This window comes from Paludibacter jiangxiensis (assembly GCF_001618385.1).
In the GTDB taxonomy this organism is placed as follows: domain Bacteria; phylum Bacteroidota; class Bacteroidia; order Bacteroidales; family Paludibacteraceae; genus Microbacter; species Microbacter jiangxiensis.
Genome location: NZ_BDCR01000003.1, coordinates 392,181 through 414,872 on the forward strand (window position 1 = coordinate 392,181; position 22,692 = coordinate 414,872).

Annotated in this window: 18 protein-coding genes; 9 read left to right on the forward strand and 9 right to left on the reverse strand. The window is 45.4% G+C overall.

Translation table 11 applies throughout. The features are described 5' to 3' along the window. Positions 1–23: 23 nt before the first annotated feature. The 5 genes from PJIAN_RS08135 (at position 24) to cysK (ending at position 4,625) form a co-directional block, all read left to right on the forward strand. Positions 24–686: a helix-turn-helix transcriptional regulator gene (locus tag PJIAN_RS08135; protein WP_068703903.1), complete on the forward strand. Its 663-nt coding sequence runs from the start codon at positions 24–26 to the stop codon at positions 684–686. A 10-nt stretch (positions 687–696) separates the two neighbouring features. Beyond that, on the forward strand, positions 697–1,590 hold the full coding sequence (locus PJIAN_RS08140) for a hypothetical protein (protein ID WP_153802525.1): 894 nt from the start codon (positions 697–699) through the stop codon (positions 1,588–1,590). After that, complete coding sequence (locus PJIAN_RS08145) at positions 1,590–2,213, forward strand: thiamine diphosphokinase (RefSeq protein ID WP_068703907.1); 624 nt, start codon at positions 1,590–1,592, stop codon at positions 2,211–2,213. Before PJIAN_RS08140 ends, PJIAN_RS08145 begins: the two co-directional genes overlap by 1 nt. Before the next feature lie 102 nt (positions 2,214–2,315). After that, positions 2,316–3,617 carry an O-acetylhomoserine aminocarboxypropyltransferase/cysteine synthase family protein gene (locus PJIAN_RS08150; RefSeq protein ID WP_068703909.1) on the forward strand — a complete coding sequence of 434 codons (1,302 nt, stop codon included), beginning with the start codon at positions 2,316–2,318 and terminating at the stop codon, positions 3,615–3,617. A 57-nt stretch (positions 3,618–3,674) separates the two neighbouring features. Next, positions 3,675–4,625: a cysteine synthase A gene (gene cysK, locus PJIAN_RS08155; RefSeq protein WP_068703911.1), complete on the forward strand. Its 951-nt coding sequence runs from the start codon at positions 3,675–3,677 to the stop codon at positions 4,623–4,625. Positions 4,626–4,804: 179 nt separating this feature from the next. Here cysK and PJIAN_RS08160 read toward each other — a convergent pair whose 3' ends face one another. From PJIAN_RS08160 to PJIAN_RS08185, 6 genes are all read right to left on the reverse strand, one after another. After that, on the reverse strand, positions 4,805–5,611 hold the full coding sequence (locus PJIAN_RS08160; RefSeq protein ID WP_068703913.1) for a hypothetical protein: 807 nt from the start codon (positions 5,609–5,611) through the stop codon (positions 4,805–4,807). A gap of 227 nt (positions 5,612–5,838) precedes the next feature. Then, positions 5,839–7,326: a calcineurin-like phosphoesterase C-terminal domain-containing protein gene (locus PJIAN_RS08165; protein ID WP_084252370.1), complete on the reverse strand. Its 1,488-nt coding sequence runs from the start codon at positions 7,324–7,326 to the stop codon at positions 5,839–5,841. A 25-nt stretch (positions 7,327–7,351) separates the two neighbouring features. Then, positions 7,352–7,903 carry a hypothetical protein gene (locus tag PJIAN_RS08170; protein ID WP_068703916.1) on the reverse strand — a complete coding sequence of 184 codons (552 nt, stop codon included), beginning with the start codon at positions 7,901–7,903 and terminating at the stop codon, positions 7,352–7,354. A gap of 30 nt (positions 7,904–7,933) precedes the next feature. Further along, positions 7,934–9,388 (reverse strand): SusD/RagB family nutrient-binding outer membrane lipoprotein, encoded by a 1,455-nt coding sequence (locus PJIAN_RS08175; protein ID WP_084252329.1) that lies wholly within the window; start codon positions 9,386–9,388, stop codon positions 7,934–7,936. A 121-nt stretch (positions 9,389–9,509) separates the two neighbouring features. Then, entirely contained in the window at positions 9,510–12,752 is a 3,243-nt protein-coding gene (locus PJIAN_RS08180) for a SusC/RagA family TonB-linked outer membrane protein (RefSeq protein WP_068704663.1), read from the reverse strand. A 240-nt stretch (positions 12,753–12,992) separates the two neighbouring features. Beyond that, positions 12,993–13,853, reverse strand: a complete 861-nt coding sequence (locus tag PJIAN_RS08185; RefSeq protein ID WP_068703918.1) for an AraC family transcriptional regulator — start codon at positions 13,851–13,853, stop codon at positions 12,993–12,995. 279 nt (positions 13,854–14,132) lie between these two features. On the opposite strand from PJIAN_RS08185, the gene PJIAN_RS08190 reads away from it, so the two are divergent. The 3 genes from PJIAN_RS08190 to PJIAN_RS08200 all read left to right on the forward strand — a co-directional run bounded on the left by PJIAN_RS08190 (position 14,133) and on the right by PJIAN_RS08200 (position 16,663). Beyond that, complete coding sequence (locus tag PJIAN_RS08190; RefSeq protein WP_068703920.1) at positions 14,133–15,248, forward strand: metallophosphoesterase; 1,116 nt, start codon at positions 14,133–14,135, stop codon at positions 15,246–15,248. A gap of 93 nt (positions 15,249–15,341) precedes the next feature. After that, entirely contained in the window at positions 15,342–16,142 is an 801-nt protein-coding gene (locus tag PJIAN_RS08195; RefSeq protein ID WP_068703922.1) for a threonine/serine exporter family protein, read from the forward strand. 2 nt (positions 16,143–16,144) lie between these two features. Further along, positions 16,145–16,663 (forward strand): threonine/serine exporter family protein, encoded by a 519-nt coding sequence (locus tag PJIAN_RS08200; RefSeq protein ID WP_068703924.1) that lies wholly within the window; start codon positions 16,145–16,147, stop codon positions 16,661–16,663. 81 nt (positions 16,664–16,744) lie between these two features. On the opposite strand, the gene PJIAN_RS08205 is transcribed toward PJIAN_RS08200, so the two are convergent. Continuing rightward, positions 16,745–18,214, reverse strand: coding sequence for a right-handed parallel beta-helix repeat-containing protein (locus tag PJIAN_RS08205; protein WP_084252331.1), 1,470 nt, complete (start codon positions 18,212–18,214; stop codon positions 16,745–16,747). Positions 18,215–19,214: 1,000 nt separating this feature from the next. Here PJIAN_RS08205 and PJIAN_RS08210 point away from each other — a divergent pair. Continuing rightward, positions 19,215–19,793: a DJ-1/PfpI family protein gene (locus PJIAN_RS08210; RefSeq protein ID WP_068703927.1), complete on the forward strand. Its 579-nt coding sequence runs from the start codon at positions 19,215–19,217 to the stop codon at positions 19,791–19,793. A 67-nt stretch (positions 19,794–19,860) separates the two neighbouring features. On the opposite strand, the gene PJIAN_RS08215 is transcribed toward PJIAN_RS08210, so the two are convergent. Together PJIAN_RS08215 and dinB are read right to left on the reverse strand one after the other, a co-directional pair. Beyond that, positions 19,861–21,519, reverse strand: a complete 1,659-nt coding sequence (locus PJIAN_RS08215) for an amino acid permease (RefSeq protein ID WP_068703928.1) — start codon at positions 21,517–21,519, stop codon at positions 19,861–19,863. Between the two features lie 15 nt (positions 21,520–21,534). Then, on the reverse strand, positions 21,535–22,605 hold the full coding sequence (gene dinB / locus PJIAN_RS08220; RefSeq protein ID WP_084252332.1) for a DNA polymerase IV: 1,071 nt from the start codon (positions 22,603–22,605) through the stop codon (positions 21,535–21,537). Positions 22,606–22,692: the final 87 nt, after the last annotated feature.

Below are 22,692 nucleotides of genomic sequence, written 5' to 3' on the forward strand. Positions count from 1 at the left end.
CATCATTTCAACACCTTCCCGCTATGCAAAACGACAAAAAACGGATACTTCTCGGCGACAATCAGGATTTAACCAAGTTAGGCATTCTCCATGCGCTGGTAGGCATGAAGTGGGTGGATGAAATCGTTGAAATTGTCTCTAAAAAAGAACTTACAACACACCTTCTGCAACGACATGATGCTATCGTTATTTTAGATTATACACTATTCGACTTCTCCGACGCATCGGAACTGATAAATCTTTCCGATCGCTTCCGGAATGCCCATTGGATAATGCTTTCCGAAGATCTGAGCAGCGACTTTCTGAAACGGGTGGTATACAGCAGCGAAAATTTCAGCGTAATCTTCAAAGACTGCTCTTATAACGAACTGGTTTTGACATTAGAACAAGCCTCTCGTGGAGAACGGTTTATATGCAGCAAAGCATTCAACATTCTCACCAGCAAATCAACCCCGGAACCTGCAGGCGAAGAGCACAAACTGACGGCTACAGAACGGGAAGTCCTCCAAATGATTGCTTCGGGCAAAACCACTAAAGAAATTGCTGCCGAGCGAAACCTGAGTTTTCACACCATCAACGCACACCGGAAGAATATTTTTCGAAAACTGGAGGTAAATAACATACACGAAGCCACCAAATACGCTATTCGGGCAGGAATTATAGATGTGGCCGATTATTACATTTAAACTATTTCTTATGAAAATCAGACTTTTTATTTTCATACTAACACTGTCTTCTCTGTTTATAAACGTTCCTTTTCTGTTTGCCAATGATGCAAAGACCGACACCACTACGGCACATTCTTTTCAGGTATCGGTTACCACAGGGAACAATCAGATAAACAAGGGAAAGAAGCAGGAAGCGAATATTTTTTATCTGAAACCGGCTCTGCACTACAGTTATAAGGAAGGACTCTTCGCCGACTTTTCCTGCGCATACTTTCCCACATTCAAAAAATCAAACATCGATAATTTTGCCATCGGTATCGGCTATAATTTTGATTTGGGAAGCAACCTGTCTTCCAGTCTGGGATATACGTTTACCAAGTATTATTCCGATCTGGAAGTAAGTGCGAGTTCTCCGAACGAGCTTTCCTCGTCATTCGGCTGGGACAATCCGGTCATAGCTCCTTCGTTGAATCTGTCGTATAGTTTCGGTTCTATTCAGGATATCTACACCGGACTGGATCTGTCTCATTCATTTGACTTCGAACATATTTTTTGTTCATCAGACAAGCTATCAATTCCGCTAAGTATGTCCGCAAGCTTCGGTACTACCAATTTTTACAAGGAGTATGTGAAGCAGAATAAGATTACCAAAAAGATTGCAAAAGCCAACGCCAATGCAAACGGGAAGGCAAAAAACAACACCGGGACAACAACTACTACCACCACCGAAGTAGTTGATTACACGACTATTAATACAAAATATACCCTGACCGGACTGGCGTTCGGCACATCCATATCGTACAAAATCGCGGACTTTTCATTTACACCGTCGGTATCGTATCAGATTCCATTCAACCAGCCCAGTGATTTGAAAAGCAGCCGGTCTCTCATCTTTTCATTTCAAATAGCTTATTCATTCTGATGTCTCAAAAATCGTTTACCATACTGGCCGACGGATGTTTTCCCACGCATGAGACTCCTTTGGCTCATTTACGGAATGCCCAATGCGTGGTATGCTGCGACGGCGCGGCGGTAAAGCTGACGGAATTCGGCCGCGAACCCGATTATATTGTAGGGGATCTCGACAGTCTGCCCGAAACATTCAAGGAAAAATATGCCGACAGGCTCTACCCTTCGGCCGATCAGGAGACCAACGACCAGACCAAAGCTGTGCTGTTTTGTAAAGAGCAGGGCGCTACAGCCATCACCATTATCGGAGCCACCGGATTACGCGAAGACCACACACTCGGCAACATTTCCCTGTTGACCGACTATGCCGAAACATTTCCCGACATTGAAATGATGACCGATTACGGCGTTTTCACCGTAATGACCCGGAGTGGTTCTCTGCCCAGTCACAAGGGGCAACAAATATCTATCTTTGCACTCGACAGTCGGGCCCGGCTCACAGTGGGCAATCTGAAATATCCGATTCCAGGGAAGCCGTTATCGTCGTGGTGGCAGGGCACACTGAACGAAGCTTTGGGAGAATCTTTTTCTCTGAACTTTGAAGAAGGACGCTGGATTGTGTTCCGATGCTACTGAACCTACCACACATGTGGTATAAAATTACCATTCTTGGGGGATTTTCCGGCATGGACTAACCCTTTACCTTTGCAGTATAAATTTATACTAAAACAAAAAGAAATGGCTACACAAGACTTACGATTCGAAACGCTGCAGGTACACGCAGGACAAGAGGCAGACCCAACCACAAAATCGAGGGCAGTGCCTATTTATCAAACCAGTTCGTATGTTTTCGACGACGCAAAAGAAGGCGCCGATCTGTTCGGACTACGTAAATTCGGAAACATTTACACTCGTTTGATGAACCCTACCACCGACGTGTTTGAAAAACGTGTTGCAGCTCTCGAAGGCGGAGTAAGTGCTTTGGCCACCTCATCAGGGCAATCAGCTCAGTTCATTGCCCTCAACAATATTGTTGAAGCAGGAGACAACTTTGTTTCAACCCCACACCTCTACGGAGGAACTTATAACCAATTCAAGAATCAATTCAAACGTCTGGGTGTTGACGTCCGCTTTACTGTATACGATCAACCTGAAGAGTTTGAAGCGCTGATCGACGACAAAACGAAAGCCATCTATCTGGAGACTATCGGTAATCCCGACCTCAATGTACCCGATTTTGAAGCCATTGCCGCCGTTGCCGACAAACACGGCATTCCACTGATTGTGGACAACACGTTTGGCGCCGGTGGTGCGATCTTCAAGCCACTCGAACACGGAGCTACCATCGTAGTAGAATCGGCAACCAAATGGATCGGAGGCCACGGAACTTCGCTTGGAGGTGTAATAGTAGATAGTGGCAAATTCAACTGGGGGAATGGAAAATTTCCGGCATTTACCGAGCCATCACCAAGCTATCACGGATTGGTATTCTGGGATGTATTTGGTTTCAACGGCCCTTTCGGAAATATCGCATTTAATATTCGTGCCCGTGTTGAAGGCCTTCGCGACTGGGGAAACGCCATCAGTCCATTCAACTCATTTCTGTTAATCCAGGGATTGGAAACACTCTCTTTGCGGGTTGAACGTCATGTAAGTAATGCTCTGGCATTGGCCGAATGGCTTGAACAGCATCCGAAAGTGGAATATGTAAACTATCCCGGACTGAAAAGCAGCAAATACCACCAACTGGCTACCAAATATTTCAAAAACGGCTTTGGCGGTGTGCTCACTTTCAAGGTAAAAGGAGATCCTGCTAATGCAGACAAACTGATTGACAACGTACAACTACTGAGTCATCTGGCCAACGTAGGCGATGCCAAATCGTTGATTATACACCCGGCAGCGACCACTCACGAGCAACTCTCACCCGAAGAACAAAAGGCATCGGGTGTGGAACCTGGCCTGTTGCGTATTTCGGTGGGTATCGAACATATCGAAGACATCAAGGGCGATCTGGCCCAGGCATTGGATAAAATTTAATAATCCATTGTAGATACACACGGCCGTGCGTATCTACCTCATAATAATATTATTATCATGGCAAAAATTGTAACACAACTGACAGACTTAGTCGGTAATACGCCGCTATTGGCACCGGCTAATTTCGCTAAGAATCATGGCCTCAAAGCCAATGTTGTTTTCAAACTCGAATATTTCAACCCGCTTGGGTGTGTAAAAGAACGTATTGCGAAATCAATGATTGAAGATGCGGAAGCAAAAGGAACCCTGAAACCGGGAGCAACCATCATTGAACCGACCAGTGGAAATACTGGTATCGGCCTGGCTTTTGTATCGGCTGTGAAAGAATACAAGCTGATTCTGACCATGCCCGAAACCATGAGCATCGAACGACGCAACCTGCTGAAAGCATTGGGTGCCGAAATTGTACTGACTCCGGGAACCGAAGGCATGAAAGGAGCAATCCGTATTGCCGAAGAGGTGAAAGAGAAAACCCCAGGCTCAATTATTTTGCAACAGTTTGAAAACCCCGCCAACCCCGCTATTCACAAAAGTACCACCGGACCGGAAATATGGCGCGACACCGATGGTAAAGTTGACATTTTTGTTGCCGGTGTAGGCACCGGAGGAACCGTTAGTGGTGTCGGCGAAGCGCTGAAAGAATTTAACCCTTCGGTAAAGATTGTTGCCGTAGAACCGAAATCGTCGCCAGTCTTATCAGGAGGCGCTCCTGGTCCGCACAAAATACAGGGAATCGGAGCTGGTTTCCAACCCAAAACCTATAATCCGGCAGTGGTAGACGAAATACTCCAGGTTGCCGACAACGATGCTATCAAAACAAGCCGCGAACTGGCACAGACAGAAGGTTTACTGGTTGGTATTTCCTCCGGAGCTGCCGCTTATGCAGCTTTAGAGCTTGCACAGCGTCCTGAAAACGAAGGCAAAACCATTGTTGCACTGTTGCCCGACACCGGCGAACGATACCTGTCGACGGTGCTTTACGCTTTTGATGAGTATCCTATACCCTGATCTCAAACCAAATCATGTTTTGCCAATTCTGAAATATATCGATTCAGCCCTCTGAATCAAAAAAACCATCATGTATTGAGAAATACCTGACGGTTGAAAAGTGAGTGATTGTGAAAAGAGTCGTCCTTGCCATTACAGCAACGGACGACTCTTTTTTTATTGCACCCAAACCAAAATTCTTATCTTCTGTGATGCGGTGGCGGTGGAGGACCGGGTTCGGTTGCAGCTTCCAGATAAACAGCTCCAGCCACGACAGCGACCGTACCAACACCTCCTATGATATGCCCGAAAGTTGTTGTTCTATTGACATAAAACATCTTGTCTGAAGCCAGCACAGAAGATGGCCCCATAGATGTCTGCATAATTTCGGACACCCAAAACGGCTGATCAATGTAAATCGAATTATTGAAGCTATCGTTGGTCGACAATGTCAGAAAACACCTGAAAGTAAAAGGTGTATTCTCCGGAGTAAAATTATATTTATCTACTTTTGAGCCGTCCTCATCGCCAAATGGCACTCTTTTCTTCAATTCTTGTGGTAAGGGCTTTATAAAGTTGCTCATAATGGCCAACGGGCGTACAGAAACGTATGAATCGGGAGGAATAAAGCTAATTTGTTCTCTTTTATCAATCATACCGACCGTCTGAGCACTATTTACTGCAATGTTGCCCATACGCATCGTCCCACCAACTGTGGTAGAACTAACACTCATCTGATCATTCCAGAGGCTAAGACGCGAACCATCTCCATAAACTACTGCCGATTTTTTCCAGTCGACATACAAAGGTTGCGTCATTTTATTATACACCTGAATAGTCAACGGACAGTTATACCCGGAAAAGACATAACGTATTCTTACCGTATCGTTCTCCCAGACAAAAGACTGTTGATCTGGCCGATACACCTTACTATCGATAGTAATGTACTGATATTGGGTGCATGCCCCCAATAATACAACACAAAATAACAAGAAATAGTTCCGCATAGCAAATCTCTTTATTGATTGAATCATTATATAAGATAAAAGTACTCTGACAAAATGAAGAAACCAAAGGGATCCTGTGTATTTTAATCTAATATTTGTCAAATAGCTTTAATATACAGATGAAATAAAAGAAATAAACGTTGCAAGAGAGAGAGAGCAATTGCCAATACAAAAAAAAAGCCACCTGCATTTTACATTACAGATGGCTTTGCCAAAATCACTCAATATTAAAGCTTTATATTCTTATCATAAACTTCTCCAAATCGATTCACAACCTCTATTTTAATATATTTAACACCTTTGGTCGGCTTGATGCGAAACAAATGAGCCGTTTTATAGCCTTCCGGCTTACCTTTTTTCATATCAATAAAGGCCTGATCTTCGTCGGCAAACTGCTCCATTGCCCCCCGAAGCTCTCCGTTTTCATAATATTGCACCTTCCACGCCGGATCCCAATCCCACACATTTGCCACCAGATATTCCGGCTGCATCTGAAAATCTCCCGGTTTGTATACACGAAACTGATACGACAAATCTTGTCCGGTTGCTTTGTAATGCCACGTTACACTGTCACCATTCACATCCACCACCAGATAGCCATTCGGCGCACCACAACGATTCACTTCGCCGACCCACCAGGCTCCGCAAGCCGCGCCGATATTATGTTCGTATATCGATGGCGCTGCCTCCTCATTTTCATAAAAATGAGTATGACCGGTAAATATATGCACATTGTAATTTTTCAGTATATCCAACAGCTCTGCCGGATTTTTAATGTTTCCCGATCCATTGAATGTTCTGTTCAAAACCGGAGCATGCATATTCAGAAATACCGTGGTTCCGGGTTTTACGTAGCTTAAATCATTTTTCAGCCATTCAAGCTGATCCTGAGGAACTCGTTCCTTGTATTTTTTATCCTGAAAATAGTCGATATCGCTGATCGTTACCACATGTATTTTTCCGAGATCAAAAGAGTACGCCACAGGACCGAAAGTCGCTTCATAAATCTCTTCGGCAAAAGGCTTTGACGGATCTTCCGAATTCTGAAGACTATTATATGCCAGATTAAAATCGTGGTTTCCTATAGTAGAAAAGACCGGAACGCCCAACGAACCGATAGCCGATTTATAGGCAGGGAAAAGATCCATGGCATCCCATACGTTATCACCCAGAGTCATGACGTACACTTCGCGATTCCCCAACTGAGCAAATGTCTTTTTCAAATCGGGAACCGTTTCCTTCTGAAAACGATCCAACTGCGTGTAGTTACGCACCTGTGGATCCGACATGGCAACATATTCAAACGCAGATAAACGATCGGGACGTGTCTGCAACACAAAGTCGCATCGATTTGTTGCCTGCCCTCCGGACAGTCGGGCGTAATAGCCATCGGCCACGCCTTTGCTTGCGTGAATCCGGTAAGCCGCCGGCACCGATACAGAAACATATTTACTGCGTATCAAATCAGACGGCAGGTAATAGACTCCCGCAGCATCGGTTGTCGTAAAATGAAATCCGTCATTCACCACCACACCGGCAACCGGCTTTCCTGCCTCATCTGCCACTATCCCTTTGACGGTCATCCCCTCTTTTTCGGGCAAAACTACACCTGACAATTGCTGCGATTCCCCGCCCACAAACTGAGCCTGACAAGCAGCCAGAGGCAATAGCAACATCAAACAACACAGAGCAACACACTCAATAAATCTTCTCATTTTCATTATTTTATGTACCATTGCATCAAATTACTTTTATATCCACACAATCAAACAGGGAAATAATATCTTCAGGAGAATTTGCCTTACTCACTGCATGTTCAAACGGCTCCGATTGGTCGTCAAAGCAAATCACATTAGCACAATCGAAGATGTGGTTCAGTTTACGGATCGCCTCTTCTTTAGAAACCAATCCTTTTTTGACCGCTTTTTTATAGTAAGCATTCACCTTATTTACAGCATTGTAAACAGCTGGTTTCACAATTTCCGTATTCGATGTAGAGGGTCCGATTGAAACACTATACACATGCGTGTAGTTTTGATTGAAAGCATTCCATTTTGCCGTCAGCTCACCACCAAGAAAGTGTTCCTCTTCAAAAGAAACCTTCGGATTTGGAATGGAGCCGTAAATCGTAAAGAGATAGTGCGTCCGACTTTCTGTTGTCGTCGAAGCTGTACTTCGGATTGCTTCGTTTCCTGAGGCATGACTTACTGCCGCGATATCCGTATAAGTCTGCGCCCGTGCAATCAGAGGCATTCCCACCAGCAACAGGCCAATGTAAATCAATTTTTTCATCGTTACTATTTATTTTATTGAGTTTAAAATTTATTTCTGCCATATAAGCTTCACAGAGAAATCGTCGCCTCCCATATTGGCTTTGGCTGCCTGATAATTTTTCATGTTAGTACGTTGCAATACAGCTGGGTATTTATACCGATGAGGCAAATTATTTCCTACAGCCACACCGTCGCCACGAGGCAACACTGGATAGCCTGTCCGGTTGATCTCGTACCACGCCTGGCAATCGCAGAAAAAAAGCGCATAAAATTTTTGCAACATGATACGTTCGAGCGTGCCGTCATAAGCAACTGCACTATTTGAAAAATAGTTTGCAGGTACAACCCCACCCCATTGTGTGATAGCCGCACTTACACCGTTTTGATAATGCGTTTTGGCATCTTCGGCTATAATTCCGCGCTGTGCCAGTTCGGCTTTAATCAGTTCCACCTCTGCATAATTCATTAGGGTCAGTTTCATGGGCGCAATCGCGAGGTTCACATTCGGCTGCGAAGCATTGAAAGACGGCACCACCTTATAACCACTCGGATAACCGATATACGATTTCACTCCGCTATTGGTTGCCTGCGTGGCAAAAATCGGAAGACGCGGATCATTCCAGTTCTTCAGGTTGTTGATAAAAAACTCAGACAGATAAGCATACGCCGTAAAGTCCTGCGAACGTGTCAGCGGAGCCAACTGTGGAGAAACTCCCGACACCGAAAGCAACGCTGCATCGCTATTGGACGAAAATACAGGGTATTTGGTCGGATTGCCTACCATCTCCACCAATTTAGCCTGAGCATTCAGTCCATCCACATTCAAAACACGAAGCAGTACCCGCATGCGAAGTGAATTGCAGAATTTTTTCCATTTCAAAATGCCGGCAGATGCTCCGCCTGTCAACGTCGCATCGGTCGAATACAACAACTCGCCTCCCGTGTTGTATTTCAGGCCCGACGCCGTATTGAAAAGATTATTGGCCGAATCCAGATCATTAATCACATTCTGGTAAATCGTTTTTTGCGTGTCAAACTTTGGAGTAAACAGCTGCTCATCGCCCCGACAAGCCTCTGTCATGGGCACATCACCGAACGAATCGGCAAGCAGTTGAAAAATCCAGCTGCGCAGCGTCATTGCGACAGCGATATAATTATTCTCGTGCATAGTCTCCGCCACGGTTTGCATCGATTTGATATTATTCAACCACTGGTAATAATTTGTCCAGGTACCGTCTCCGGCAGCATCGCTGATAAAATACCAACCTACACCGGTTGTGCTTGAGGTAGAAACCTCACTTTGCAGCAACGGGAAGGTATAATCGTCGTATCGGTTCCAGTTGTAAGTAGCCATGCCATACAAAACGGGATTCAGAAACGTTCCCGGATTGGAGCTGGTGAGGCGGGTAGGATCGGTATTGAGTGTGTCGAAATTACCACAAGATGTTATCAGCAAGGTAATGGTTGCCAATAAACCGAACAGTATTGTCTTTGTTGTTTTCATACTATAATAATTTTTTCGTGTTAGGTAGTATGGAACTTCATGTCGCTGAACTTATCCCAATTCTCTTGAGTGCTGTGAAGCGACATGTTCGTTTCATCGTTATTCTTTGTTTGCGTATGAATTAGAAACTGATATTGATGTTTGCGCCGAACGAGCGTGTGGTAGGCAGCGATCCGGTTTCGATACCCGGCACAAGGGCAGAACCGTTTAATGCCACTGTCTCCGGATCGAACATCGGATAGTGCGATATGCACAACAGGTTACGGCCGTAGAATGCAATCGAGGCTTTGGTAAACGGCGTTGCGCTCAACAGTTTCTTCGACAAATTAAACTCAACACGAGCTTCTCTCAGCTTGACATATGTTGCCGAAAAAGAGTTGGTTTCCACATTGTCCATACGGTTATATTCGGGATAAAAAGAGCCCACAGTAACCATGGTTGTATTCGGGCTGTAGGAACCATCGGCATTTTGCACCACGCCCTTGGCTACCATATAGTAACCTCCCAGCTGAAACAAGCTCGGATTGTTTTTGATACGTGGATCGTCTGATCCGATATAATACGATGTTCCCGGTAAACGTCCGTTCAGAGTATACGCCAGTTTACCCTGCTCCACCATTTTGTAGAACGAATGCGAATAAACCAGACCGCCCAGCTGACCATCGAGCAGGAAGCTAAACTTCACGTTTTTATATGTAAATTCGTTGTAAAAACCACCTTTCCAAGAAGGATAGGCACAACCCACGTATTCAATCTGAGCACTACGTACCGGCAAACCGTTGGATCCGATAATCACATCACCATTCGGATTACGCACCAGTTTATATCCCCACAAATCACCTGTGGTTCCGCCCACTTTACCGATAATGGAAGCGCTACCGATACTGCTGATAAGCTGATTTTCGTCCGATCCGGCAGCAAGAGCCAGAATTTTGTTTTGATTCTTCGACCAGGTAACGGTCGATTTCCACTGAAAAGAACGTGTCTGAACCGGCGTCGCGTTCAGCTCCACCTCGATGCCGCGATTACGCACATTTCCCGAATTGATAGTTGCCCGCGAATATCCTGTGGTGGGATCCATCGGCGCATCCAATATCTGGTTTTTTGTGCGGTTGTAGTAAAATGTCAGATCAAGACCGACACGATTTTTGAACATTCTGAAATCGATACCTGTCTCAAAGTTCGTCGAAATTTCAGGCTTGAAATTCTGGTTATACAACGTGGTCGGCATCGTTACCGATCCGGCAAATGCGCTGGTTGTATAGTAGGGCGAGGTTTTATACGGATCGGCATCGTTACCCACCTGAGCCCACGAAGCCCTCAGTTTAAGATAGCTGATCTGCGTCGGAAGGGTAAAGAGTTCATTCATCAAAGCACTGGTACTCACCGATGGATAAAAGAACGAGCGACTGTTTTTGGGCAAAGTCGACGACCAGTCGTTACGTCCTGTGATATCCAGAAACAGTCTGTTTTTATAATCGAAGTTGGCGGTGTAGTAGACACTGTTGATCGCCTTTTTCTTTATCACGGTAGATACGAACGGATTGGAAGCGCCGTTGGCCAGCATGTATACACCCGGCGTAATCAGTCCGTTGACCGCAGCCGACAGCATATCGTAGTATTGATACATCATATTTCCTCCGCCCGATACATTCATATGGACTCCATTGGTAAAACTATCGTGGTACGAGAGCAACGCGTCGCTGTTCAACTCATAATTCAGGATATTCTGCTTTTTGAAATAACCGTTGGGATAAACCACATCGCTCACCGCCCGATGCTGTTCACACATCTCTGCCGATAGTTGGATGCCCGAACGAACCATTAACTCCAGCTTGCGCGACAGTTGCAGGTTGGCCGATAACGATGTCGTGTTGCTATGCTTTTCGGAAGGATTCACATTTTCATAAAGCGTCACATACGGATTCCCGATAAAGGTGCTATAGGGTTGCAACTGCTTGACCTTCTCCTGTCCGGTTCTCCACATCGGGCGCAACCAGTCGAGATTGACATTCGGGTTCTGAAAAATCAGAAAATAGGAAATGGAGTTGCTATTGTATCCCACCGCCGGAATATTGTCAGACTGACGATAGGTGTAGCTGCTCTTAGCACTGATTTTTAACACACGTGATACCTGTTGCTGTCCTGAAAAACTGGCCACCAACCGTTCAAAACCGGTATTGGGCAAGATCCATTCGTTTTTGGTGTATGTAAGGGAAGCACGCATCGAGCCTTTATCACCCTTACCATCGATAGCAACCGAATTGGTCAGTGTATAGCCATTCTGAAACAAACCTTTGCGGTTATCCTTATAGGCGACCCACGGAGTGGCGGTAGTGGCGCGGGTTTGAGTCACCGGATCGAACTGATAGTATGACTGGTTGGCATCAAAACGAGGTCCGAATGCGCTACTGGTTCCGCTGGTGCTCGCATTTCCATCGGGTGCGGTACCATACGAATAGTATTGTTGTCCGGCATAAATTGTTCCGGTTTTGCCTATATTCGACGGTGTTCCCTGTCCGAATTCATACTGATAATCGGGCCAGCGCATCACATCTTCCATGCTGATATTCGACGAAAATGAGACCCCGATCCCCTTTTTGTCGCGGTTACCCGACTTGGTGGTAACCATAATAACACCGTTTGCCGCACGCGAACCATACAAAGCAGCCGCGCTGGCACCTTTCAGCACCTGAATACTCTCAATATCTTCCGGATTAATATCCGAAAACCCGTTTCCGTAGTCGACTGACAGTTCGGCAGCCGAACCGGCACCGTAAGCCACACCCGGATTGGTGAGGGGGCTACTCATCGGAACACCATCGACAACTACCAACGCGCTATTCCCTTCCGGGTTAAGCGATACATCACCTCGCAAAGAGATACGGCTGGATGATAACGGGCCACCGGCCGAATAGAGATTCAGACCTGCCACCTTACCGCTGAGAGCCGACGACCAGTTACTGGGCATCGATCCGGTAATCTGATCGCCCTGCACCGTCCGGGTCGAATACCCCAACCCTTTTTCTTCTCGCTTAATACCCAACGCCGTCACGACTACATCGTTAAGTTGTTTGGAATCTTCGTCCAGTTTAATGTTGATGGTACCATTGGCATAAACCTGCTCGCGGGTTTTATATCCCACATAACTAAAGACCACCATATTCTTTGCCGTAAGAGTCTTCTTCGTTTTGAACGAGAACTCCCCGTTTGCATCAGTGACACTTCCTTCGCCGGTACCTTTTACGGCAATCGTAGCTCCGATTAAAGGTTCTCCCTTAGTATCAGTCACTTTTCCCTTCACTACACTCTGAGCATAAATCATCACCGGCATAAATGCCATCAGAATCAAGCCCAGTCTCATCCGATTTTTCAACAGTCTCATCTTACACATACATTCTATTTAGTTAATATTTAATATTTTCCATCGCATCATAAAGTTCTTTCAAACACCCAAAATCCCGATACAAAGGGAGCTTTATTATATTAACCCGACATAAACAAAATGTTACGATTTTATAACGTTCTGCATAAAAAGAAAAAAAAAGAGCATAACCCATAAAGGATCATGCTCTCTGTAAATGCTTTATTAAAGACGCTCTGTTTACTGCACCGGAACATAGATTTCCGTTTTCAGTTTGGCCGGCTCGGTCTTGTCCGGATTGTTGAGGTATTTTTCAAAACAGGCAACATTGCGCAACTGCGCTCCGCTTTCGGGCAACCAGTAACCGAAAATAGTATCGTACACCGAGCCCAGGTTATCGTAAGAGCCCTGATAGAGGAAGACGGCATACTTCCCTCCCGGCATTGTTTTTACACCAATCTCACCCTCTGGTTGAGCGGGCTTATGAATAACAAGACAAATATCGGTACGCAATTTGTCGGGTTCGGTCACCTTCGGATCATCGTGATAGATGCAAATGTGTTCGATTCCAGCTGTGAAAAGCTTCTGCGATTTGACACACCCCCAGAGCTTAGTCCAGGCTCCGCAAAAATCGAGCGAAGAATAGTCGCCCGTATGGCGGATGTAAATAAGATTCTGATCTGCAAGATCGACCATTTTCGGAGCTTTCAGGTTTAGCGCCGGATTGATAACTGCTGGTTTCATGATGGTAAAATTTTTATTGTTTCTGAATTCGATCGGCGATATGCCGTAATATTGATTAAATACCTTCGACAGGGAAGAGGGCATTTCGTACCCAACGCTAAAGGCAATATCCTGCACCGGGAGTTCTGTATAGCGCAACAACCGCGCTGCCGTCTCCACCCGCGTCCGGGTGATGTACGCTCCGATCGGTTCGCCCAGAAATGCCTTGGTGATGCGATGAAAATGAAACGGAGATAAATTCGACAAATCAGCCAGTTTACTCAAATCAAGTTTTTCATCCAAATGATTGTTGATATATTCCGTTACGATATTGATTCGCCGGAGATACTCCTCCCGTGTGGTAAGTTTGTTCTGCATAATCGTTTGTTGTTTGACACTGCAAAGATACACCTTCGACAAACGACCCATCTTGTCCGATCTTGCTTATTTGAAAATTACTTTCTCCAGTGACAAATTCTTCTTACATTCGTCGCACATTATTCTCCGGCACGGAATTTGCCGGAAGAGAGAAGAGTTACTCACATAACGACAAAACACTATTACAATTATGAAACGAACATGTTGCTTTTCAATCGTATTATAACAATATCAGCAACATAAAGTTCCATACTTCCTTAAATAAAAAATTACTATAGTATGAAATACGGATTTTTCATCATAATGTTTGGTATCTTCCTGGCCATGTTCGGCTACGTGATTGGACGTGGATGGCAGGTATTGCCCACTCAGGGATACTGGCGACAACTCTATGCTGGACTGAGTGTCCTTCTTTTTGCCTCCTTTTTTGTCGCACTGTTTTTAGGACAAACGATGTCATTGGGCATGGCATCAGCCATCTCGTTTGCAGGTGACACTTACTTTCTGGTAATGATTTACCTGTTGCTCTCCTTTCTGTCCGCCGATTTGGTGCGTATCATCAACTCGTTTGCCCATTTTGCCCCGCCGGGCATGATGGCCTTCCGGTTCTGGTGGCTAATGGCCAGTTTCGGCGTGATAGCCATCGCTCTGATTGCAGGCAATTACAAATTCAACCATCCCGAAGTGGTAACGCTCAATCTCGAGACCAATAAGCCAAAACAAGGCAAAGAACTGCGCATTGTGGCTGTGAGCGATCTGCATGTAGGCTTTTCTATTCAGAAAAAACAACTACAACAGTACGTACAGATGATTAACGATCAACATCCGGACATCGTGCTGATTGCAGGTGATCTCTTTGATCGGGCAGTAGAACCGGTTGTAAAACAAAAGATGCAGGAAGAACTGCGGAACATTCATGCGCCGAAAGGAATTTATGCCATCAACGGTAATCATGAATTCTATTCGGGCAATTTGAAAGCTATCGACGATTTCTACCAAAAAGCAGGGGTTCGTTTGCTGACCGACAATGTAGCATTGATTGACAGTGCATTCTACATCATCGGACGCGACGACCGTACCAATATTCACCGCAAACCGTTGCTATACCTGACGGAAGGTCTCAATCCGGCACTACCAACCATTTTGCTCGATCACCAGCCACACCATTTGGAAGAGGCAGAGCAAAGCGGCATCGACCTCCAAATTTCGGGGCACACGCACGAAGGGCAGTTTTTCCCGGGTAACCTCATCGTAAAACGAGAGTTTGAGCAGGCACACGGTTATTTGCGCAAAGGCAAAACGCAGTATTACATTTCGTCGGGACTGGGCATCTGGGGACCGCAATACCGCATTGGCACTCAATCGGAACTGGTGGTGATAAATCTGAAATATTAGCCATTGCTTTCGATAGTTGAGAAGAGGATATGAGCTTTTTCTTGCAAAACCCACTCTTCAGGAACTATCTTTGCGAAGTAAACAGTGTAACGAATGACCGAAAATATACCTTCTTCAACTAACGAATACGTTCATGCCACGGAGTTTGCCGATCTGGCACTCGACATTGCCACCACCATGCTGGCTTCGGGAGCCCATTGCGGACGCATCACCCGCAATCTGGATCGTCTGGCAAAGCGATGGGAACTGAACGTACAGATGCAACTCACCTTTATCGGCGTGGCAATGACCGTCACCAGCGAACACGACCCATACCACACCGTTACCCGCTACCGTTCCACCCCGCCCCACTCCGTACACCTAGAACTGCTTACCGAGTTCAGCAGTCTGACGTGGAAAGCAGCCGATGGCGATCTCAACTTCGAGCAGGTAAAAAAGGAGACCGAACGCATCAAAAAAATCAAACATTATAGCTACTGGTCGGTGGCTCTGGCAGTAGGATTCTCCTGTGCCTGTCTGTGTGTGCTGGCCGGAGGAGGCCTTATCGACGCGATTGTAGCTTGCATGGGTGCTTTCATAGGATCGATCGTCAGGGTATTTATCATGCATCACAAGTTTAACCCGATGATTTCGTTTGTCATTGCCTCGTTTGTCACCACCATGGTGTCGGGTGCCAATATGGTGTTTCACTGGGGACCGGCTCCGGAGGCAGCGTTGGCCACTGCCGTACTCTATCTGGTACCGGGCGTACCTCTCATCAATTCGCTGATCGACCTGATAGAGGGACATCTCTCGTCGGCATGGAACCGGGCACTATTCGGGGCATCCATTTTGCTTTGCATTGCTGTCGGAATGACGTTGAGCATCTCTTTGTTGGGACTTAATAACTTTTAGCCATGACCTCAGAACTTCTACTTCGCATATTACTCGATTTCGTACTGGCTTTTGTGGTCGGTTTTTGCTGGGGCATCCTCTTCGGTTCACCCAAACGCATTCTCTGGATGGCAGGTTTGCTCGGTGCACTCGGACATAGCCTGCGCTTTGTTTTGTTGGAAAGTGGCGTAGTGCTCATCACTGCCACCATGATCAGCGCCGTCACCATTGGCATTCTGGGTATCTATTGCGCCCACAAGGTGCACCATCCGCCGGTGGTTTTCACCATGCCTGCTTTCATCACTATGATTCCGGGACTTTATGCCTATCGCACCATGCTGGGCTGCATCAAACTCACTGACCCGGCAATCGTGCAGAAAACGCCTGACATTATGGTACAAATCGGACACAACCTAATGCTGACGTTATCGCTACTGGCAATTTTAGCGATCGGCATTTCCATTGCCGCATTGCTGTTCAGAACAAAAAGCGTGAAAGAAATTAACTTCGGTAAGAAGCAAAAGGTAAAAAAAGTCGATTAACAGACAATATGGCACAAAAAAATGCCCAAGGTATAAGTTGTGACTTACACCTTGGGCATTTTTATTTTACAGAACGAACAATCAGTTAATAATAACTTTCCCGACTCCCAGAACTTTCGTCCCGCTTTGCAATCGACAGAGATAAATACCTTTCGGCTTGCCGCTTAAATCGACATCAGCTTTACTATTATTCAACAATTGCTGATGAACAGGCACTCCTGCTGCATTAATAATTAGTAAGCTCACAGTTTGATCTGTACCTGTTTCTATCGTAAACCTCCCGTCTGATGGATTCGGGAATATTTTAAGTTGTGCTGTGGCATTCACAATTTCGTCTGCTGTTGCAACAGAAGTTCCTAAGGCACCAACGACATAAGTCGAGCTCTGCACTCTGGCAGTTCCATCATAATAGCTTGTCACGGTGGGCGATAAATTCACTCCCGCATTGATCGCCGGAGAAGTCGATTTGAGGTAAAAATTAGAAATAGACGCGTCGACAAAAAGCGGATCGGTTGTTGTCAGGTTATTGGTGAGGGTCGTACTACTACCCATATTTTCTATAGCTCCGGCATTGTTTTGCCAACAAATATTGTTTTCAATTCTTGCTCCGGTGCTCCCTGACTGAATTTTCACTCCGGCATATCCTCCCGATCCCTTATTGTTTGAATAAATCGTATTGTTATACACACAGGCATTTACCGCCACATCGATCTGAACACCTCCGTTATTATTCCAAATCAGGTTATTGTAAGCCATATTCCCTTTGCCGCAAGAAAGAATGATACCGCAGCCACGACCTCCGACATATGCATTATCGTGTATACTGTTGTTTCGAACAACATTACTATCTACAGCTATTCCTGTATCACTATATACATGCACACCCCAGCCCGCATTATGGTGAATATCACACCCGTCGACCAGATTATTCGCTCCGGTTATATACAATCCATGGTGGAAATCGGTGGTTCCGTTGTTGTGAACCTGTAAATTGATAAATTTATTGCCTACGCTGTTGTGGTCGACAAAAACGCCCTGATTAGGAGCATTAAAAATTTCACTATTCTTAAACATGATATGGTTTGCCGTGTACGACGGATCGGATCCTGTGTATGTGATTTTTACCACATTATCAGCAATATTAATCCCATCGAGATGCAGATTATCAAAAATCAGATACTTCGCTCCACCTGCAGGCCCCATCAAGCGAATCACTTCATCAACTCCTGCGTTAGGACGAATAGTAACCGTTTCGCCCGGATATCCGGCAACAGTAACCGGCTTGCTCCATGAAGTGCCACTGGGAATGGCAATCATGTTTTGATTCAATGTTTCGGCATAAACGCCGCTACGTATATACAGAGTATCACCTGCCGAAAGACAGGTTAGTCCGGATGCAATTGTCAGTTTTGGGGTGGTTATGTTTTGCGCCTGAGTGGCTGTTCGTGAGTCACTCCCGTTTTTTGCAACATAATAGACTTTCGCAAAGCATGTATTTTTAACGGCACATATCAATAAAAGGCTAATTGACAATAAAATAATTCTTCTCATACTTGATACACAAAATTCATTTTCTACTTAATATGGAGACGTTACATTTTAAAATGGTTTCTAATCTCGCTCTTTTCTTTTTTTTAATAAGGGTAATACATCCCTGTACCATCAATTTTATTGACAGCACACGGTGTAAAATGTTCTTTATACAGGATATTCAAGCCCCTTTCCTGCAATCTCAATCGACATTTTTCACGTGGGGGAACCGTGATTTTATACTTATGCTTCCGGCCTGTAAGAATTACTAAATGACAAACAAAACAACTTTATAGAATGTAAATAATAGCATTATTGGAAATACGAAGCAATCATTGATGCTTAAAACAACATGATTACAGGATATTCCAACTGCAGGTAAAGAAAGATGGAAACCATCTCTCCATGACAACAAAACTTTACGGAGACTTACTAACTATGCTTATAAACAATTGACGGAGAGTCGAAGCTGTGAATAAACAGGATTCTATTCAAAGACCTGCTAAACACATACGAAATGCTTCCTCAAGGCAGAAAAATATACCAAGTCTGTTCCTAAATACTTATTTCAACGGAATGTCATTGCCCAATTTTCATTGATTGCAATGACAATACTCTTCCAATTATTGATTTTGATGCAAAGATAGAAAATTTGCGCTACACAAAAGACATATATTGCTGATTTAAAGTCATTTATAAATATATAACACAAAAATGTTACTAATTCGGAAGAGGTGTTTTTATCAGAAAGCTATCACTAATAAAAGGACATTCGGAAAGCTGTCGGGAACAGAGAGGAAAGGTGCGTCAACAGAAGGTTTCCATAATACACCACTATTTTTGCGGAAATAATTTTTCGGATTGCCGGCTGGCTCATGCTTGCTAAATATAAGTCTTTTTGCGTTTTAAACGAACAAACATCATCAGTTTGTAACATTTAAAACATATATTTGCAAGGAATAAACACCCGCATTGATTACACAATCAACTATAATGTTTCACCCTCTAAAATGTTTTGACCATGAAGAAAAAGATTTTGTTTCTCACCGGTGATTTTGCCGAAGATTATGAAACGATGGTACCGTTTCAGATGTTGGAAATGGTAGGTTACGAAGTGCATGTGGTGTGTCCAGGAAAGAAAAAGGGCGACACGGTGAAAACCGCTATCCACGATTTTGAAGGCGACCAAACCTATTCCGAAAAACCGGGTCACAACTTTACCCTTACCTATAGTTTCGACGAAGTGACGGTAAGTGATTATCTTGGTTTGGTGATTGCCGGAGGCCGTGCTCCCGAGTATCTGCGCCTCAACGACAAGGTGATCGACATCGTGCGCTATTTCTTCAATCATAACAAACCGGTAGCCGCCGTCTGTCACGGCATTCAAATACTCACCGCAGCCGATGTGGTAAAGGGACGCAAACTGACCGCTTACCCTGCCGTTGGTCCCGAAGTAACGCTGGCCGGTGGCGAATTCCATGCCATTGCCGCCGACAAAGCCTTTGTGGATGGCAACCTCGTTACCTCGCCCGCATGGCCCGGCCACGCCGCCTTTATACGCGAGTTCCTGAAACTACTGGGAGCTACCATCGAAATATAAGAAAAAAGAAAGACCCGAATTTCCATGATAATCGAAAATTCGGGTCTTTTGTTATGTAAATCAGCGGCTATTGATTCAACGCGCTGTTCTTTCGTCCGTAAAGCAGATAGACCAATAATCCGAGACCCATCCAACCGAAAAAGACAATCCAACTGTTGATGGGAATTTCAATCATCAGGTAAAGACAGCACAACACGCCCAAAATGGGAATCAACGAGAAGTGTTTTACAAACGAAAGAATTGCCACGACAATGGCTATTGCAGAAAAGAGCAGGAAGAGAATTTCCTCCAGATTTTCCGCCTCTACATGCAACAAGTCTGTGGCAAGGCGTTGACGGAAAAGTAGCAAAAACAGTCCCACCAAAGCCGGAATAATCCATCGCCCGTTGATATAGGGTAACTGAAAACCTGATTCTTTCTCAATTTTTGGCAACAGCAATACGCCACCACACACCAGCACAAAAGCAAAGAGCGTACCGATACTGGTCAGGTCGGTCATCAGCAAATCGTCGATAAACAAAGACGGAATACCCACCAACAAACCGGTGACGATGGTAGCAAAGCCCGGAGTAAGCCGTTTTTTATTGATCTTCCCGAAACGTTTTGGCAGCAAGCCGTCGCGACTCATGCTCATCCAGATGCGCGGTTGCCCGATCTGAAACACCAGCAGTACACTGGTGGAAGCTATAACTGCACTAACCGAAATAATAAAGCCGACTTTGTGCATATTAATCGCGTTGAACACATAGGCCAAAGGATCGGCAACGCCCATAAAATCGGAATAGGAAACCAGTCCTGTAATGACCAACGTCGTTACCACATAGATCACAGTGCAAATCAACAGGGAATATATCATACCGCGGGGCAAATCGCGCTTGGGATTGGCACACTCCTCGGCAGTGGTGGAGATAGCATCGAACCCGATATAGGCAAAGAAAACAGATGAGACACCTTTGAGCACGCCTGTCACACCGTTGGGCAAAAAGGGCGACCAGTTGGTCATCTTGTCATCAGAGAAAATCACCCAGAAACCCACTACCGCGATAAAGGCCAGTACCACAAGCTTGAGACCGACCATCAGGTTAGCACTTTTCTTACTCTCGCTGATGCCGATGTACGCCAGCAGTGTAACGAAGCCTACAATCAGGAAAGCCGGCAAATTCATCACAATATGGAAACCGGCAATAACCGGAGCCTGCGCATATGCCGTATGAGAAACATCTTTGCCAGCAGCTAACAACTCGTGGTAATTGGCTTTTGCCGTCTGCCATCCGATGGTGAGCCACGACGGCAGATGAATATGCACTGCCTCCAGCAAATTGTTGAAATAGGCGCTCCAACTGATGGCTACCACAATGTTGCCGATGGAGTATTCCAAAATCAGCGCCCAGCCGATAATCCATGCGATCAGCTCTCCGAACGTGACATACGAGTAGGTGTATGCACTACCGGCCACCGGCACCCGACTGGCAAATTCGGCATAACACAGTGCCGTAAAGCCGCAGGTAACGGCTGTAATGATAAAAAGAAAAATCACTCCGGGGCCACCATTGTAAGCCGCCGTGCCAATAGTAGAAAAGACACCGGCTCCAATCACCGCCGCCACGCCCATAAAAGTCAGGTCGCGCACCCGCAGCACCTTTTTCAGCACACCGTGCGTATGTACCGCTTCTACTTCGGCCTGCAATGAAGCCATATCTTTTTTCCGAAATAAACTCGTATTCATTCTCAAAAATTCAATTTAAAAAAGATCCAGCTGCAACTGAATCGACTTACGACCTACCGTTTCTCCCGCATTGCTGATTCCCAGTCCCAGCAAACGCACCTTCTGACCACCCAGATCGGTATTTCGAAGAATGGTTTTAGCTGCCGACCACAATTGCTGAAAGTTCTTCACCACCTCGGGCAAGGTTCTGCTTCGGGTAATAATCTTAAAGTCGGCAAATTTTATTTTGACAGTCACCGTACGACCGAAAAACTGTTCCTTTTCCATCCGTTTCATCACTTCCAACGCCACCTGGTAAAGTTCCAGTTGAAGGTGCAGCACCGAATCTTTATCGTGGTCAAAAGTACTCTCGGCACTTACCGATTTGGTGATGCGCTCAGGTTCCACCTCCCGGTAGTCAAGTCCACGGGCATTGAGATAGTACTGATGACCGGCCTTTCCAAAAAGGTCGACCAACACCGCTTCCGAACATTTTTTCAGATCAGCACCGGTACGAATACCATGTTTGTGCATTTTCTCAGCCGTCACCTTACCAACTCCGAAAAACTGTTCCACCTGTAAAGTCTCCACAAATTTTTCGGCTGCCTGAGGCCGTACCACAAAAAGGCCATCCGGCTTGCGGTAGTCGGAAGCAATTTTTGCCAAAAATTTATTGAACGAGACTCCGGCCGAAGCCGTCAGTCCGGTCTCTTCTTTGATCCTTTGTTTGATTTCGCGGGCAATAATCGTTGCCGACGGATTCCCTTTTTTGTTTTCCGTCACATCCAGAAAAGCCTCATCGAGCGATAACGGTTCCACCAGATCAGTATAATCAAGAAAAATCTGCCGTATCTGATCGGAGACGGCGTGATAAACATCAAAATGCGGAGGAACAAAAATCAGGTGCGGACATCTTTTCAATGCCGTGGTAGATGCCATAGCCGAACGCACTCCATAGCGGCGTGCTTCGTAACTGGCAGCTGCCACCACGCCACGCGCTTCAGGATAGCCAACCGCAACCGGTTTGCCACGGTAATCAGGATTATCCCTCTGTTCGATTGAGGCATAAAAGGCATCCATGTCGATATGTATGATTTTCCGTACCATGCAAATCAATGAAGAACAAAGATAACCATTCCATCATAAATAACACAAAATCCCGCAGTCGCCGATAAACGATTGCGGGATTATTAT